The organism is Kitasatospora sp. NPDC022785 (assembly GCF_055561295.1).
Genome location: NZ_JBVHHB010000012.1, coordinates 213,969 through 228,208 on the forward strand (window position 1 = coordinate 213,969; position 14,240 = coordinate 228,208).

The 14,240-nt window shown below is 70.3% G+C and carries 22 protein-coding genes; 13 read left to right on the forward strand and 9 right to left on the reverse strand.

Going from position 1 to position 14,240, the window contains the following annotated elements; translation table 11 throughout:
• Nucleotides 1-3 precede the first annotated feature (3 nt).
• Complete coding sequence (locus ACZ3YO_RS21195; protein WP_465571374.1) at nucleotides 4-216, forward strand: KTSC domain-containing protein; 213 nt, start codon at nucleotides 4-6, stop codon at nucleotides 214-216.
• Between the two features lie 47 nt (nucleotides 217-263).
• On the opposite strand, the gene ACZ3YO_RS21200 is transcribed toward ACZ3YO_RS21195, so the two are convergent.
• Nucleotides 264-533 (reverse strand): DUF2087 domain-containing protein, encoded by a 270-nt coding sequence (locus ACZ3YO_RS21200; protein WP_465548690.1) that lies wholly within the window; start codon nucleotides 531-533, stop codon nucleotides 264-266.
• Between the two features lie 54 nt (nucleotides 534-587).
• Nucleotides 588-1,241: a TetR/AcrR family transcriptional regulator gene (locus ACZ3YO_RS21205; protein WP_465571377.1), complete on the reverse strand. Its 654-nt coding sequence runs from the start codon at nucleotides 1,239-1,241 to the stop codon at nucleotides 588-590.
• Nucleotides 1,242-1,325: 84 nt separating this feature from the next.
• On the opposite strand from ACZ3YO_RS21205, the gene ACZ3YO_RS21210 reads away from it, so the two are divergent.
• The 5 genes from ACZ3YO_RS21210 (at nucleotide 1,326) to ACZ3YO_RS21230 (ending at nucleotide 4,857) form a co-directional block, all read left to right on the forward strand.
• A complete protein-coding gene (locus ACZ3YO_RS21210) occupies nucleotides 1,326-1,721 on the forward strand; it encodes a DUF4345 domain-containing protein (protein ID WP_465571379.1) in 396 nt (131 codons plus the stop codon).
• Nucleotides 1,722-1,825: 104 nt separating this feature from the next.
• Entirely contained in the window at nucleotides 1,826-2,167 is a 342-nt protein-coding gene (locus ACZ3YO_RS21215; RefSeq protein ID WP_396324060.1) for a DoxX family protein, read from the forward strand.
• 410 nt (nucleotides 2,168-2,577) lie between these two features.
• Nucleotides 2,578-3,420 (forward strand): papain-like cysteine protease family protein, encoded by an 843-nt coding sequence (locus ACZ3YO_RS21220; protein ID WP_465571383.1) that lies wholly within the window; start codon nucleotides 2,578-2,580, stop codon nucleotides 3,418-3,420.
• A 14-nt stretch (nucleotides 3,421-3,434) separates the two neighbouring features.
• Complete coding sequence (locus tag ACZ3YO_RS21225; protein ID WP_465571385.1) at nucleotides 3,435-4,409, forward strand: hypothetical protein; 975 nt, start codon at nucleotides 3,435-3,437, stop codon at nucleotides 4,407-4,409.
• A 106-nt stretch (nucleotides 4,410-4,515) separates the two neighbouring features.
• A complete protein-coding gene (locus ACZ3YO_RS21230) occupies nucleotides 4,516-4,857 on the forward strand; it encodes a DoxX family protein (RefSeq protein WP_465571388.1) in 342 nt (113 codons plus the stop codon).
• A gap of 74 nt (nucleotides 4,858-4,931) precedes the next feature.
• Here the strand turns inward: ACZ3YO_RS21230 and ACZ3YO_RS21235 are convergent, their stop codons facing one another.
• On the reverse strand, nucleotides 4,932-5,522 hold the full coding sequence (locus tag ACZ3YO_RS21235; RefSeq protein ID WP_465571391.1) for an HhH-GPD-type base excision DNA repair protein: 591 nt from the start codon (nucleotides 5,520-5,522) through the stop codon (nucleotides 4,932-4,934).
• 386 nt (nucleotides 5,523-5,908) lie between these two features.
• Between ACZ3YO_RS21235 and ACZ3YO_RS21240 the strand changes: the two genes are divergently transcribed.
• From ACZ3YO_RS21240 to ACZ3YO_RS21250, 3 genes are all read left to right on the forward strand, one after another.
• Entirely contained in the window at nucleotides 5,909-6,802 is an 894-nt protein-coding gene (locus tag ACZ3YO_RS21240) for a hypothetical protein (protein WP_465571393.1), read from the forward strand.
• Nucleotides 6,803-7,133: 331 nt separating this feature from the next.
• Nucleotides 7,134-7,667 carry a hypothetical protein gene (locus ACZ3YO_RS21245; protein WP_465571395.1) on the forward strand — a complete coding sequence of 178 codons (534 nt, stop codon included), beginning with the start codon at nucleotides 7,134-7,136 and terminating at the stop codon, nucleotides 7,665-7,667.
• Between the two features lie 108 nt (nucleotides 7,668-7,775).
• Entirely contained in the window at nucleotides 7,776-8,498 is a 723-nt protein-coding gene (locus ACZ3YO_RS21250) for a DUF6461 domain-containing protein (RefSeq protein ID WP_465571398.1), read from the forward strand.
• A 21-nt stretch (nucleotides 8,499-8,519) separates the two neighbouring features.
• On the opposite strand, the gene ACZ3YO_RS21255 is transcribed toward ACZ3YO_RS21250, so the two are convergent.
• From ACZ3YO_RS21255 to ACZ3YO_RS21265, 3 genes are read right to left on the reverse strand one after another with little or no spacing between them, the layout of a single operon-like run.
• Nucleotides 8,520-8,711: a DUF397 domain-containing protein gene (locus tag ACZ3YO_RS21255; protein WP_465571400.1), complete on the reverse strand. Its 192-nt coding sequence runs from the start codon at nucleotides 8,709-8,711 to the stop codon at nucleotides 8,520-8,522.
• 14 nt (nucleotides 8,712-8,725) lie between these two features.
• The gene (locus ACZ3YO_RS21260; protein ID WP_465571439.1) at nucleotides 8,726-8,911 is read right to left on the reverse strand and encodes a DUF397 domain-containing protein; all 186 of its coding nucleotides are present in this window, start codon (nucleotides 8,909-8,911) and stop codon (nucleotides 8,726-8,728) included.
• Nucleotides 8,823-9,770: a helix-turn-helix domain-containing protein gene (locus tag ACZ3YO_RS21265; protein WP_465571402.1), complete on the reverse strand. Its 948-nt coding sequence runs from the start codon at nucleotides 9,768-9,770 to the stop codon at nucleotides 8,823-8,825. The genes ACZ3YO_RS21260 and ACZ3YO_RS21265 overlap by 89 nt, the downstream gene beginning before the upstream one ends.
• A gap of 173 nt (nucleotides 9,771-9,943) precedes the next feature.
• On the opposite strand from ACZ3YO_RS21265, the gene ACZ3YO_RS21270 reads away from it, so the two are divergent.
• From ACZ3YO_RS21270 to ACZ3YO_RS21280, 3 genes are read left to right on the forward strand one after another with little or no spacing between them, the layout of a single operon-like run.
• Nucleotides 9,944-10,270 carry a hypothetical protein gene (locus tag ACZ3YO_RS21270; RefSeq protein ID WP_465571405.1) on the forward strand — a complete coding sequence of 109 codons (327 nt, stop codon included), beginning with the start codon at nucleotides 9,944-9,946 and terminating at the stop codon, nucleotides 10,268-10,270.
• A 30-nt stretch (nucleotides 10,271-10,300) separates the two neighbouring features.
• On the forward strand, nucleotides 10,301-10,525 hold the full coding sequence (locus ACZ3YO_RS21275; protein ID WP_465571408.1) for a hypothetical protein: 225 nt from the start codon (nucleotides 10,301-10,303) through the stop codon (nucleotides 10,523-10,525).
• Nucleotides 10,522-10,749, forward strand: coding sequence for a hypothetical protein (locus ACZ3YO_RS21280; RefSeq protein WP_465571410.1), 228 nt, complete (start codon nucleotides 10,522-10,524; stop codon nucleotides 10,747-10,749). The genes ACZ3YO_RS21275 and ACZ3YO_RS21280 overlap by 4 nt, the downstream gene beginning before the upstream one ends.
• 127 nt (nucleotides 10,750-10,876) lie before the next feature.
• Here the strand turns inward: ACZ3YO_RS21280 and ACZ3YO_RS21285 are convergent, their stop codons facing one another.
• Together ACZ3YO_RS21285 and ACZ3YO_RS21290 are read right to left on the reverse strand one after the other, a co-directional pair.
• Nucleotides 10,877-11,419, reverse strand: a complete 543-nt coding sequence (locus ACZ3YO_RS21285) for a GNAT family N-acetyltransferase (RefSeq protein WP_465571412.1) — start codon at nucleotides 11,417-11,419, stop codon at nucleotides 10,877-10,879.
• Nucleotides 11,420-11,528: 109 nt separating this feature from the next.
• On the reverse strand, nucleotides 11,529-12,077 hold the full coding sequence (locus tag ACZ3YO_RS21290) for a TetR/AcrR family transcriptional regulator (protein WP_465571415.1): 549 nt from the start codon (nucleotides 12,075-12,077) through the stop codon (nucleotides 11,529-11,531).
• A gap of 155 nt (nucleotides 12,078-12,232) precedes the next feature.
• Here ACZ3YO_RS21290 and ACZ3YO_RS21295 point away from each other — a divergent pair, with 155 nt between their 5' ends.
• On the forward strand, nucleotides 12,233-13,024 hold the full coding sequence (locus ACZ3YO_RS21295; protein ID WP_465571418.1) for an SDR family NAD(P)-dependent oxidoreductase: 792 nt from the start codon (nucleotides 12,233-12,235) through the stop codon (nucleotides 13,022-13,024).
• A gap of 213 nt (nucleotides 13,025-13,237) precedes the next feature.
• Here the strand turns inward: ACZ3YO_RS21295 and ACZ3YO_RS21300 are convergent, their stop codons facing one another.
• Nucleotides 13,238-13,972, reverse strand: coding sequence for a GbsR/MarR family transcriptional regulator (locus ACZ3YO_RS21300; protein WP_465571420.1), 735 nt, complete (start codon nucleotides 13,970-13,972; stop codon nucleotides 13,238-13,240).
• Nucleotides 13,973-14,240: the final 268 nt, after the last annotated feature.

Consider the following 14,240-nt stretch of genomic DNA (forward strand, 5'->3'; position numbering starts at 1 on the left):
GCGATGAAGCGGCAGGCGGTGGACTCGTCGGCGCTGCGCTCGGTCGGGTACGACGCGGCGCTGCTCGTGCTGGAGCTGGAGTTCACCAGCGGGCACGTCTACGTGTACGAGGCCGTGCCCGGCCGGGTGCACCGGGAGTTGATGGCGGCGGAGAGCCGCGGGCGGTACTTCGTCCGGGAGGTCCGGGGGCGGTACGCGTACCGGCGGCTGACCTGAGGGTTTCGCGGCCGGCCCGAGGCTTTCGCGGGTGGATCGAGGGGTGGTCAGGCGGTACGGCGGTAGCTGCTGCCGTCCTTGGGGCGGGTGAGGTGGCCGCCCTCGACCAGGAAGCGGCGCAGGGCCGGGTAGTCGTCGTGGACCGTCCGCAGCGCGTCGTTGACCTCGTGCTCGGTGTAGGCGCGGTCCGCGTCGAAGAGGGTGCCGGCGAGGTGGGTGAGCAGCTGCTCGCGGCGGGCCGCCTTGCGGGGGATCGTGGTCAGCCGGCCCTCGCCGGAGAAGAGGGCGGACACGCTGGGCGCGGTGGTGTCGGTCATCCGTCGAGCGTCGCGCGGCACGAGGTGGGCGGGCAACACGTTTTCGCCCGGTCGCTACCGCGGCCAGTCCGGGGCGGGGTCGGTGGCGAGGAGCGGGCGGACGGCCCCCAGCACGGCGCCGATGCAGACGTCGCGCAGCTCGGTGCGGGTGCAGGTCTCCTTGGTGAGCCAGTCCACGCAGAGCACCTGGACGAAGACCAGCCAGCTCTTCAGGACCCCGGAGACGGCCTCGCGCGCGCCCGCGTCGGCGAGCGGGAGGACGCCGAGCAGGCGGGCGCGGAGGGCGTCCAGCTCGTTGGTCATGATCGTCTGGATCACCGGGTCGCCGGCGAGGACCCGGTTGGCGGCGAGGACGGCGTTGCGGTTGGCGATGAAGTAGTCGAGGTGGGTGTCCATGCCCTGGGCGAGCTGCTCGACCAGGGTGTCGGCGGGGTCGAACCGCGTCTCGGCGAGCAGCTGGTCGGCTGCCTGCTGGTACACCGCGGCGAAGAGGTCCTGCTTGCCCGGGAAGTGGCGGTAGAGCAGCGCGCGGGAGACGCCCGCCTGCTCGGCGATGTCCTCCATCAGTACGTCCTCGTAGGGGCGCGCGGCGAAGAGCTGCGCGCCGACGGCGAGGAGTTGGGCGCGGCGATCGGCGGGGCTGAGGCGTCGCCGGGGCCGGTCCTGCGGGCTCTGCGGGCTCTGCGGGCTTTGCTGGCGGGGAGGCACGCGGGAATCCTACTTGACACGTGTCTACTAGAGGTCCCTACTTAAGTAGACGTGTGTCAACCAGCAGTGAGGGGTGAGTCGGTCATGGCAAGGGTCAAGGCTCTGCGGTCACTTGCGTGGGCGATGGGGATCGCCGACGTGGCGATCGGGCTCTTCCACGTCCTGGGCGGCAACGCAGCCGTCCCGGGTGCGGCGGACGCCGGCCCGACGGTCGACAGCATGGGCCGGTTCTTCGGCGCGATCTTCGCCGGGTACGGGCTCGCGTGGATCTGGGCGGCCCGGCGGACGCCGATCCCGGCCGCGGTGGTCCGGGTGCTGACCGGCGTCTTCCTGCTGGGCGCGCTCGGGCGGGTGCTCTCGATCGCCGTGGAGGGGTGGCCGCACGGGTTCCAGGTGGGCCTGATGGTGCTCGAACTCGCCCTTTCCGCACTGTACTTCTGGCTCGCAGACGCGGACGAGAAGGCACTCGCACGGGCCTGACGCAGCATCCGGGAAGAAATCTTCGGCAGGCGTGTCACGTTCGCGCGGTGCGGCGGGTCAGAGGGGTGAGAGAGCGCGAGAGACCCGCAACCGAGGAGAATCCGATGTCCGTCGCTTACGTCGTCGTCACCGTCCTGGCCGCCGTGATGGCGGGCTTCTCGGGCGGGTCGATCTTCGCCCGCGCCGCGTACGTGGTGCAGCCGCTGGCCGACTACGGGGTGCCGCAGTCGTGGTGGAACTGGCTGGGCGCGGCGAAGGTCGCGGGGGCGGTCGGCCTGGTGGTCGGGTTCTTCCTGCCGGTGATCGGGGTGCTGGCCGCGATCGGCCTGGTGCTGTACTTCGGCGGTGCGGCCATCACCGTGGCCCGGGCGAAGGCGTACGGGCACATCGCGTTCCCGCTGATCTACCTGGCGCCGGCCGCCGCCTCGCTGGTGCTGTTCGCCTGACGGCGGCTCACTGAGACGCCTGTGCCCGGCACTCCTCACGAGCGCCGGGCACAGGCGTCGATGGGCCGACGGGGCGGGAGGCGCTCCATAAGCGCTGCTTCGTCATGCCGAATCGCCGCTTCTGGAATCATCATCGACAGTAACATTGCACTAACTGTGTGCAATTTTACGCATCGGTGAAATGTCTCGGGATTTTCTCCGGGCGGTAATGATTATGTAACTGTGGACTAGACCAACCCGTGTCGCCGGTCGCCAACATGCAGGGCGATGACCGAAGTTGACTGGATGTCACATCATTCGGTTGAAAGTGGGATCACCGCGCTCGGAATCTCTCGTTCCGGTCATCGTGTGGCTCTGCCAGACTCCCCGGAATTCGGTTTTCACCGCAAACGGGGAGTGCGATCTGACGCATGAGCAGACACCGTAGAAAGTCACGTCGGGCGGCGGTGGTGGCGGCCGCCGCCACCCTGCTGGCCGGCACGATCGCGGTCGGCCTGGGTGTGACGGCCCAGGCGGACCTGGTCAAGGGCACTGTCGTCGGGGGACAGGGCAACTACAGCACCGTCAACGAGCGCGTGCTGCCGTCACTTTCGGCCCGGACCACCGGCCAGGCCCAGGTGGGCGACCGGATTCCGATGATCTGCCGCACCACGGGCGACACGGTCGAGAGCAACAACCGATGGATCTGGTCCGGCGCCTTCTACATCGCAGACGCCTTCATCAGGGAGAACACCGGCAACCTGCCGGTCTGCAGCTCCACCCGGCCGACCAGCTGGACGGCGCTCGACATCACCATGCAGAAGCAGGTCCAGGACCAGTGGTGCTGGGACGCCTCCGGCCTGACCATCGCCAACTATTGGGGCTACACCCAGTACAACCAGTACGACTTCTGCCGCCTCGCTGCGCAGGGCCGTTGGCTGGACTGCAACGACAAGCCCGCAACGCTGGAGGACATGGCCAACGGCCTGTCCCGGATCGGCTTCCGCAACACCGGCTACGGCCTGAGCCGCAACGCGACGTTCAGTGAGGTCTCCAACGAGATAGCCGGCGGCCGCCCGCTCGCCGTGCGGATCGGCTGGCGGTCGGGTGGCGGCCACATGAACGTCATCTACGGCTACGACAGCACCAGCAACATGATCGCGGTGGGCGATCCGTGGCCCAGCACGCAGACCTACACCTGGTGGAACTTCGACACCTACGTCAACAACAACTCGTTCCAGTGGACCCACTCGCGAACGGGCATCCACGCATGAGGAGGCGAACGGACATGCAGAAGCCGCGCATTGTCGCTCTCGCGGCCGTGGCACTGGCGGGGGTGGCTGCCGTCACCACGCCGGCGTGGGCCGAGGGCGGGACCGGGCCGAGCGTCGCGGCCGACGTGCCGGACTACGGCGTCGCACAGCAGGTGCTCCACTCCGGCCAGACGCAGACCACCGTCTCCCGCTTCCTCGGTGCCGTGAGCAACGCCGCCGCGCCCGGAGGTGGCGGCACGGGTGCCGACGGCGGCGCCACGGGCGCGCGGCCGAACGCCCCGAAGGCGGTGGGTGCGCCGTCGTTCGAACTGAAGGACCCCGTCCCGCTGTACGAGCTGTCGCCGGACTTCGTCTCGGGCAAGGCCCAGGCGACAGCGCAGGGCGCGTTGAGCCTGTCCTACCTCGTCTCGCGGGTGAACGCCGCCGACGGCCATCAGGCGGCCGTGCTGCTCGCGCCCCAGGCGAAGGGTGGCAACGGCTGGCAACTGGCCGGCATCCGGGACGGCGACAGCGAGGTCAAGCTGGCGGAGGGCGCCACCGCCGGTGCCCGCACCTTCGGCGAACCACAGATCCACGCCTGGTACCGGCTCACGCCGAGCGGTGACGTCGTGCCGCTCAACTCCGAGGCCACCAAGGGCTTGGGGGGCCGCCAGAGCATCACGCTGGCGGCCTATCAGAAGCTGGTGTCCGGGCGGTATGCGGACAAGCAGTCCGGCTCCGGGTACGACCAGAAGGGCCTGGCCGGCGGCTTCGGACTGGTGGATGGCGCCCAGGAAGTGGCCGGGGCGCAGCCGATGGCCGGGACGCAGCCGGTGGCCGACGGGCAGCCGGTGGCCGACGGGCAGCCGGTGGCCGGGGCGCAGCCGGTGGCATCGGCCGAGTCGCATACCGCCGGATCCTGGCAGGCTGCGGCCGCCGGGGCGGCGGCCGTTCTGGTGGTCGCCGCCGGCGGGATCCACCTGCGCCGTCGTCGCGCAGCGGATCGCTGAGAGCCCGGAAGGTTTTTTGGGCGGGGGCGTCACATGGGGGCGGTGCGGCGGGTCAGAGGGGTGAGGGAGCGCGAGAGACCCGCCCGAGTCCGATGAGGAGAATCCCATGTCCGTCGTCTACGTCGTCGTCACCGTTCTGGCCGCTGTGATGGCGGGTTTCTCGGGCTGGTCGATCTTCACCCGGGCCGAGTACACCGTGGGTCCGCTGGCCCAGTACGGGGTGCCGCAGTCGTGGTGGAACTGGCTCGGTGCGGCAAAGGCCGCGGGGGCGGCCGGTCTGCTGGTGGGTCTGTTCGTGCCGGTGATCGGGGTGCTGGCGGCGGTCGGGTTGGTGCTGTACTTCCTGGGCGCGGTCATCACCGTGGCGCGGGCCCGCGACTACGCCCACACCGTGTGGCCGCTGATCTACATGGCGCCGGCCGCCGCGTCGCTGGTGCTGTTCTCCTGAGGCGGAGGCTCTCCGTCGCGCCGCCCGTGCCCGGCACTCCTCGCGAGGGCCGGGCACAGGCGGCCGCGGCGTGATCAGGCCTTCGCCTTGGCCTCCTTGGCGGCGCGCTTCACCTCCTGCTTGTGGGCGCGCACCTTCTCCAGGGACTCCGGGCCGGTGATGTCCGCGACCGAGTGGTACGCCCCCTCCTCGCCGTAGGCGCCGGCCGCCTCGCGCCAGCCCTCGGGCTGCACGCCGTACTGCTTGCCGAGGAGCGCGAGGAAGATCTGCGACTTCTGCTTTCCGAACCCGGGGAGGGCGTTGAGGCGGCTGAGCAGCTCCCGGCCGGACTTGACGTCCCGCCAGAGGCCGGACGCGTCCCCGTCGTACTGGGCGACGAGGAACTGGCAGAGCTGCTGCACCCGCTTGGCCATCGCGGCCGGGTAGCGGTGGACGGCCGGCTTGGCGGAGAGGATGGCGACGAACGCCTCGGGGTCGTGGACGGCGATCTCGTGCGCGTCGAGGTCCTCCCGCCCGAGCCGCTGCGCGATGGTGAGCGGGCCGGCGAACGCCCATTCCATGGGCACCTGCTGATCGAGCAACATCCCGACGAGCGCGGCGAGCGCGCTGCGCCCGAGCAGTTCGTCGGCCTCAGGCTGCTGCGCGAGCCGGACGGTGACGTTCATGGGCAAGCCCTCCTCGGATCGTGGAGACTCGGGTCGCCGCCCAGTCTGGTGGACGGGGGAGGAGGGGGAGGGGTCAACACGCCCAGGGGTGGGGAATCCTTGGAGTGGCTGGGTGGTTCGTTGGCGTAGTTTTTGTGCCGTCAGGTATTGCACGGGATATTCGTCTGCTTTGCCCGGCGCGGGGCTTGATCAATCGTGTCCGGATCGATCGATTTTCCGGAGGCCGGCTCAATCAACTGCGGGCGGGAACGGTCGTTTGGCGCCGATATCGTCAACAGGCTTTGTGTGAAAGGCTGTTGTGGTACGTTCCGTGACCTAACGGAAAATAGGCGACCCCGGCGGTGCTACCAACACCCCGGGGCCAGGCACCAGGAGAGTAGCTCCCGATGCGTATCCATCGTACCGAACAGGTACGCCACTTCACCGTGCTTCCCAACAGCCTGTTGCAGGACCGGCGGCTGAGCTACACCGCCCGCGGGCTGCTCACGGACCTCCTCTCCCGGCCCGACGGATGGCGCGAGGACGGCCGGCACATGGCCGACACCAGCCCGCAGGGGCGCGGAGCCGTCCGGCGGGCTCTGAAGGAGCTGGTCGACGCCGGGTACTACCGGGTCGAGAAGATCCGGATGCCCGACGGGACGATCCGCAGCGAGGCACATGTGTACGACACCCCGCAGCGGGCGGCCCCGGGTGTCACCCGTCCGGCGGCCGGTGGAGGGAGCGCCGGGTCCGCAGACACCCTTTTAAAGGACCGAGAGCAAGAACCCTCCCTCCCCCCGGAGTTCGTCGGCCCGGCCGACGAGGTCGGCGAGCCGGACGGGCGGGTGCGGGAGGCGGTGGCAGTGCTCTTCCGGGTGATCCGGCCGGAGCCCCGGCTGCGGCTGGGCGAGGCGGAGGCGATGGCCCTGGCGCCGCTGGTCGTGGAGTGGCTGGAGCGGGGGTGCAGCGTGGAGGACATGGCCCGGGCGTTGCTGCCCGGGCTGCCCGTCCCGATGCACTCGGCGGCGGCGGTCCTGCGGTCCCGGTTGAAGCAGAAGAAGCCGCCCGCGCGTGCTCCCGAGCCGCCTGCGGCGCCCCGGCTCGCGGAGTGCGCCGAGTGCCGCGATCCGGTGCCGGAACCGGGCATCTGCCGCCCGTGCGCGGGCCTCGGGAGGCGGCCGGTGGCCGTCGGCGGCGGAGCGGCGGCGACCGCCAGGGGCGTGGCACGGGCACGGGCGATCCTGCTGGCCGGGAAGGCGGCCCTGGCGGGTTCCGGGCGTGGGGGCGCGACGGTCGCTTGAGCTCTTGCAGCCCTCGCTCGGTTCGGTCGAACCGAGCGAGGGCGTGCGAACCACCGACGACCGGCTCGGCGGCCGGGCCGGCGTGCCACTTCGGGTTGGTCGGCTCGCCGCCCTTGGCTGCGACAGTCGCGTAGCGCCTCCGCCGATGCATCAGTCGAGGACGGTGTTTCTCCGGGGCCTCACGGCCTACCATCGCTTGGCGGGCGTGGGGTGGGCACAAGGGGAGGTGCTGCCAGTGCTGGCACGCGACTACGGGTACCGGGTGTCGGATCGCCCTGCCGGGGAGGTGACGCCCCACACGCTTGAGGCACTGGATTCGGCGGTAGCCGAGGTGCGGCGGAAAGCCGAGGAGAACGAGACCACGGGCTTCGTGTTCGGGGGCCTCCTGCTCGGAGTCCTCGGCTTCGCCTGGGTGGGATTCGGGGCAGCCGTCATAGGAGCGATCCTGGGGGCGAACATCATGAGCTCCCTCTTCGGTGCCGTCACCAAGAGCGGCATAGGCGTCCTGGAAGCGCGGCGGAAGATCCTCGTCGAGCAGCAGTGGCAGGTCTGGCCGTGTCGCCTCGTGGACGTGAGCGGATCCGTGCCGCGCAGAATACTTCTGCTGGCGCCCGACGGGACGGTCGCCGCGGCCTACCAGAACCTGCCCGAGTCGGCCTGGCTCGGGATGACCGACGGGCGGGGCCTCATCTGGTTCGCGGGAGACATCCGCTTCAATGCCGTGGCCGCGATGCCAGGGGGCGATCCGTGGTGGGAGGTCCAGCCGGCGCCCGCTCCCGCCCCTACGGGTGCCCTGCAGGCCGAGATCCAGGAGCAGCTGGTACGAGAAGCCGTCCAGTTCACGTTCGACCAGTGGTTCTCCTGATGCAGGTCCCGGCCGGCATCGCCTCGATCGGGACGGCGCTCCGGGGCGTCACGCCGGGCGCGGTCGCCTGGCAGCGCTTCGTCAGTGGTCGCTGACAGGATGCGGTGCATGAACTCAGTGACAGCGGCCGACTACAGCTGGATCCGCTCCTCGGGCTCGCCGTTCCGGTACGCCTTCGGCGTCGGGTACTCCCTCACGCTGGTGCGGGGTGTCTCGCCGGAGGACCTGCTCACGCTGGTGGGGGCCGAGCCGCGGGGTGCGTGCGAGGGGTTCGAAGAACTGGTCGAGGAGCACCAGGAGTTCTCGGAGGAGCAGGACGACTGGGTGGAGTCCTCGCTCGTGGGGGCGTTCACCGTGCCGGGTGACGGGGGCGACTGGGTGCTCGCCCTGGAACTCGGAGGCGACCTGGGGATGCGGCCACGATGTATGGAAGCCCTGTCCACCGGCACGCGGGCCGTCTCGCATTCGGGCAACGCCGGGAAGCCTATGGACTTCTTCCACTGGTACGAGAACGGCGAGTTGCGGACCACCTTCGAGTGGCCCGCGCACCGGAGCGGCAGCACCCCCGACGAGCTGAGCGCCGTGATGGGCGAGGTCGGACTCGACCCGATCGGCGACGGTGATCCCGCCGTCGATCGCAAGGCTGCCGTCCTGGCGCTGACCGAGCGCCTCACGGGCGTACGGGTGACCGGGGAGCTGTTGCGGGACGCCGAGTACCGAACGGGTGAGGTGCCGGAAGAACCCGTCGAGGAGTGGACGGGCGTCGTCATCGACGTCACGGACGCGCAGGGCGAGCGGACGTACGTCGAGGTGCGGCGGGATCAGCTCTGACGGGCGTCGCTGACCGGCGGCTCAGGCGTCGAACTCGCCGGTGTGGACGGTGGCGATGAAGGCGTCCCAGGCGGCGGGTGTGAAGACGAGGGCGGGGCCGTGGGGGTCCTTGCTGTCACGCACCGGGACGAGTCCGGGGTAGCCGGGGGCCACCTCGATGCAGTTGCCGCCGGAGTAGCTGCTCTTGCGCCACGTCGCGTTCGCCAGGTCCAAGGAGCGTGCTCCTCTCACGAGGTGCTGAAGTCGCCGGAATTGATGCCCACGACGAAGGACTGCCACGCGTGGGCGGTGAAGAGGAGGACGGGGCCGTGGGGGTCCTTGCTGTCACGCACCGGGACGAGTCCGGAGTAGCCGGGGGCCACCTCGATGCAGTTGCCGCCGTTGCCGTCTGAGTAGCTGCTCTTGCGCCACAGTGCGGTCGTCAGATCTGGGGCCAGGGACATGGGCGTTCAGTCCTCTCATGATTCCGCGGATCAGTCGGACAGACTCCGCCTCGGACAGCGCTGCTGCACGGATCCGATCATAGTCAGCGACCCAACTCCGGACCTGGTCTGGTTCGTCGATGAAGTGCCCGCGGTCCAGGCTCTCGGAGTAGATGCGGCTACGCCCGTTCGGCATCTCCAACAGCACCATCCCGGACATTCTGACGCTCGCTGCTGCCGCGTACGGGAGCACCTGAACGACGACGTTTCGGCGCTGCATACGTGCAAGAAGGTGCTGTAGTTGCTCACGCATCACTGCGGGGCCGCCGATCGGTCTCTCCAGCGTCGCTTGTTCCTGGATCGCGATGAGGAACGGTTCGTTGCCGCCGATGAGGAGACGTTCTTGACGCTCCAGCCGAGCGCGCACCAGGGAGTCGATCTCCTCAGGGCCGAGATCCCCGTTTTGGGCATCGAAGAGTGCCCGCATGTAACTCTCGGTCTGTAGAAGACCTGAGATTCGACCTGTGTGCAGCTCTCGGATGGCGAGCGCCTTGGCCTCCGACTTCGCGAACTCCTGGAACCAGTCCGGGTGGTAATCGTGCAAGTAGGGCGCGACTAGCTCATAGCTTCGAACCAGGTGTCCGCCGGCTCCGAGCGCCTTGTCGAACATCGCCGCATCCTTGAGCGTCGGCGGTGCCTTGCTCAACTCGAACTGCGACACGCGGGTCTGATGGATGCTCACCATCACGGCCAGTTCGTCCTGTCGCAGGCCCGCCGCCTGTCGCCAGTGGGCGAGTTCGTCTCCCCAGGTCCTGGGCCGGTCGCCCGGATCCACCTTCCTGCGAGCCATGACGGCCCACCTCCCCCGCTGTAAGAGCGCCTGAAGTGTCTTGTGGAAACTCTTGGTTATCCAACGGTCACAGACCGACACTTCCATCGCAAGGGATTCGCGAAAACGCGACGGCTCTCGCGTTCCTCCTGCGCTCCTCCCGCATCGGATCGTCCTCGAACAGTGGATTAGATATGACGAACCTCATCATCGAGCGGAACTTCCCGCCGTGCCTCTGCGCGAACTGCAACGACGCCATCCCCGAGGCCCGTCTCAACAGCGACAGCCTCACCCCCGTCGCGCCCGCGCCGGTCCCGACCGCCGTCCCGCCGGTCCTGCCGTACCGGCCCGTCCGCCGCGGTGAGGCCGTCTTCGACGTCCGCAGTGGGCGGTGGGGTGCGTTCATGGCCTTCCACCACGGCATGGTCTTCCTCCGCCCCTTCGGCGGCGGCGTCGAGTGGGACACCGACCCGCGCTGGCTCTCGCAGCACAAGCCGCCGACGGCGCCCGCCGCCTTCTGAGTCACTCAACTCCGCACCGGAGGAACCACCATGAGCATGCTGGGCAGGATGACGGCTCACGACCGCCGCCGTGCCGCCGACGCCTTCGACGACTTTCAGGCCACCCTCGCCGCCGCCGGCCTCACCCTCCCCGCGGCGGGCGTGGACTGGCGGTCGGCCCGGACCACGGGCGTTGTGCTGATCGACCTGGGCGCCGTCCGGGCGGACGTCATCGAGCGGCTCACCGACCTCATCCGCAAGGGACTTCGCGGGTGAGCCCGTCCGCCCGCACCGAGGTGGCCGCCGTCCTCCTGGTCGTCGGTGCCTCGGTGGCCGTCTCCACCCTGGCCGCTCTGCTGGTCGGCCCCGGTCAGCCGGGCGTGCGCCGGCTGGTCTGGTGGATGGTGAACGCCGCCGCCCTGATGACCGGCATCCCGCACAGCGAGGGCTGGGCGACGGCCTGGGAGCTGCGGCGCCGGGGTGGGGAGGGGCGCCGGTAGTTCCGTCACGGCAGTGAACGTGTCGCCAACTCCCCTTGTCCTCCTGCCGAGTTGCCGGAAGCGGTCGGCCCGACGGGCGAGGTTCCGTGTTCACCGGGACGAACACGGGATCTCGCGCGTCCGGGTGTCAGAGCGGCGCCAGGATCATCAGGACCTCGTCGCGATCGTCGCCGGGGGCGAGGCGGAGAGCGCCCGGCCAGCGACCGACCTCCCGCCAGCCGAGGCGGCCGTAGAAGTCCTCCAGCCCGGCGCCGCCGCGTGCGGCCAACCGGAGTTGCTCCAGCTCCATCTCGTCGCGGGCGATGTCGCGAACGCGATGCATGAGGGCGGCCCCGATGCCGCGGCCCCGCAGGCCCGTCCGTGTCTGGACGTGGTGGAGCGTCCCCCAGTGGGCGGTGAGTTCGAAGGGATCGCGCCGGACGTTGAGCCACCCGGCGAGGTCGCCGTCGATCGATGCGACCACGAGGCGGCTCGTCTCCGGCGCGAGGCCCGCGACGAGCGCGTCGACCGCCGGGCCCGCCTGGTCCGCGTCGATGGGCGGGAAGGGGAACCCGGCCGCCCCGCCGGCGTTGGTGACCTCGATCCAGCAGGCCACGAGTGCCCGCCGCAGCTCCGGGGTGATGTCACCCGGGGCCGTGGCCTGTCGCAGGTCGAGCGGTCCACTGTTCATGCGGGAGATCCTCGCACCCGGCGCCGGCTGCCGCGTCGCTGGTGCTGTTCGCCTGAGCGGTCGGGCGGGGGAGGGGCGAGCGGGTCATCCGCTCGCCCCTCCCGGCGTTTCAGCGGGGGCCGAGGCCGTTGAGGAGGGTGTCGACGACCCGGGCGGCGAGTTCCTCCGGGGTGTCGTCGGTGCCGGGGTGCGGCTGGGCGGCCTCGTGGATCAGGGCGTAGTAGACGCGGCGGACCCAGGCGAGGTCGGCGTCGGGGCGCAGGATGCCGGCGTCGCGGGCGTCGGCGAACAGGCGGCTGCAGCGGTCCAGCACCTCGGCGTGGATGCGGGCGGTCTCCGGGTCGTCGGGGAGGGCGGCGCCCATCGCGAACCCCCAACCGATCTTCACCCGGAGGACGTTGGCGGTCACCTGGTGCAGGGCGACGAGCGGCGGGGCGTGGTCGCCGACCGCCTCGACCGCCGCGTGGAACTGCCGGGTGGCCCAGGCGGTGAGGGCGGCGAGCAGGGCGTCGCGGGTGGCGAAGCGGCGGTGGACGGTGGTGCGGGCGACGCCGGCGGCCTCGGCGATCTGCTCCATCGTGGCGGCCGGGTTGGCGCTCAGGACGCGTTCGGCGGCTTCCAGGATCGCCCGGACGGTGCGCTCGGTGTCCGCTCGCATCGGCCGCCCCTCTCGTTCGTGTGGCCGGGCCTCGTGGCTCGCCAAAGGCTACAGCGGAGTGGCCACTCGGACGGTAGTTGCGACATTGATGATGCAAGTTCTAGATTACTTGCATCATCTGTGACGCAACTTTGCGCGCGTGGGAGGGGACCAACATGGACATGCAGCTGAGCGGCAAGGCCGCCGTGGTGACCGGGGCGAGCCGGGGGATCGGGCTGGCCGTGGCGGCCGCGCTGGTGGCCGAGGGGGTGCGGGTGGTGGCGGGTGCCCGCACGGTGACGCCCGAGCTGGCGGCTACCGGGGCCGTCGCCGTCCCGGTCGACCTGTCGACGCCGGACGGTCCGGCCCGGTTGATCGAGGTGGCGACGGCCGAACTCGGCGACGACATCGACCTGTTGGTGAACAACGTGGGTGGCGGCGACGGCGGCGGGGACCAGGTGGGCGGCTTCCTCTCGTTCGGCGACGAGCAGTGGCGGCAGTCCTTCGACCTCAACCTGATGGCGGCCGTGCGCACCACCCGGGCCGCGCTGCCCGGGCTGGTGCGGCGGCGCGGCGCGATCGTCAACATCTCCTCCAACGGCGCCCGGATGCCGCACGCCGGGCCCGTCCCGTACACGGTGGCCAAGGCCGCGCTGACGGCCTTCGGGAAGGCGCTGGCCGAGGAGTTCGGGCCGAGCGGGGTACGGGTCAACACCGTCTCGCCCGGCCCGGTGCGGACGGCCATGTGGGAGTCGCCGGCCGGCTACGGCGCCGCTCTGGCCACGGCGTTGGGGCTGGAGCAGGAGCAGCTGCTGGCCGCACTGCCGGGGACGGCCGGCATGACCACCGGCCGGCTGGTGGAACCGGCGGAGGTGGCGGCGCTGGTCGTCCACCTGGCCTCGCCGCTCGCGGGGAGCGTCACGGGGGCGGACTTCCTGATCGACGGCGGTTCGGTGAAGACGGTCTGAGGCGGGGTGGGGATCTGAGGCGGGGTGGGGAGGGATGGGCAAGGGTGAGGAAGCCGGGTCGTCCGCGTGATCCAGCGATGGGCCGGGACCGGGACGGACGGTCGAGTCGACGGGGCTGTCCCATGGTGACCGTCCCGACCTGCCGGACGTACCGACGGGCGCCGACTTCCTCACCGGCTCCACCGACGCGGGTCGGCCCGGCCGGAACGCGGCTCAGGTGGTGCTGTCCGAGGTCGTTTCGGCCTTGCTGGAGAGGATCTCGCGGGCCTGTTCCGCGGCGCGGGTGATGCTCTCGCTGACGAAGTCGAGGAACCGGGCGATGTTCTCGAGGCGGACGGCGGCCGGGGTCTGGGGGCCGAGGATGCCGACGCCCTGCCGTGTGATGTCGACGAGCTGGGCGGTGGAGCGGGCGCTGGCCATCATCGAGCGGTACCAGATGTCGTCGTCGACGATGTAGCGCTCGCGGCGGCGTTCGTCGCGCTCCCGGCGGATGAGGCCCTGGTCGTCGAGGAACGCGACCGCCTTGGAGATGGACGCCGGGCTGACCTGGAGGCGCTGGACGAGTTCGGACGCGGTGAGGCTGCCGGTGTCGGTGAGGGTGAGGCTGGCCAGTACCCGGGCCGTCATGTTGGGCATGCCCGAGGCGATGAGGACGGTGGTGAAGACCTCCTCGTATTCGCGCACGGCTTCGGGGTCGCGTCCGTGGGGCTGTGGGGGCGTCTGCGGCCCGTGGGGCGCGGTCTGCCGGCGCCGGTGGGTGCGGCGTTCGGTGGCGCGGTGGGCCAGGTCGGCGCGGTAGGCGGTGGGGCCGCCGTTGCGCATGACCTCGCGCGTGACCGTCGAGGTGGGGCGGTCGAGGCGTCGGGCGATCTCTGCGTAGGCGAGGCCGTCGGCCAGCCCCAGGGCGATCTGCTGGCGTTCCTGCTGGGTGAGCCTGCCTCCAGGCATCGCGGTCTCCTTCGTGGTCCGTGGGGTCTCCGGACCCCACAGTAGCGTTCACTTCCAATCCAATGCAACGCGATCGGTATCTGTCATTGCGTTAGATTCAGGACGGTTGCAACGATATTATGCCTCTCACCTGCAGTGATGATGTTTGCGTGCAACGAATCTGTTGCGGACTCCGCGAACGCAACGTAGCTTTTCCCTCGTTAGAAACAACGAGCGCAGGAGAGCACACCATGCAGAAGTTCGCCACCACCGCCCCGATCGCCGCCGT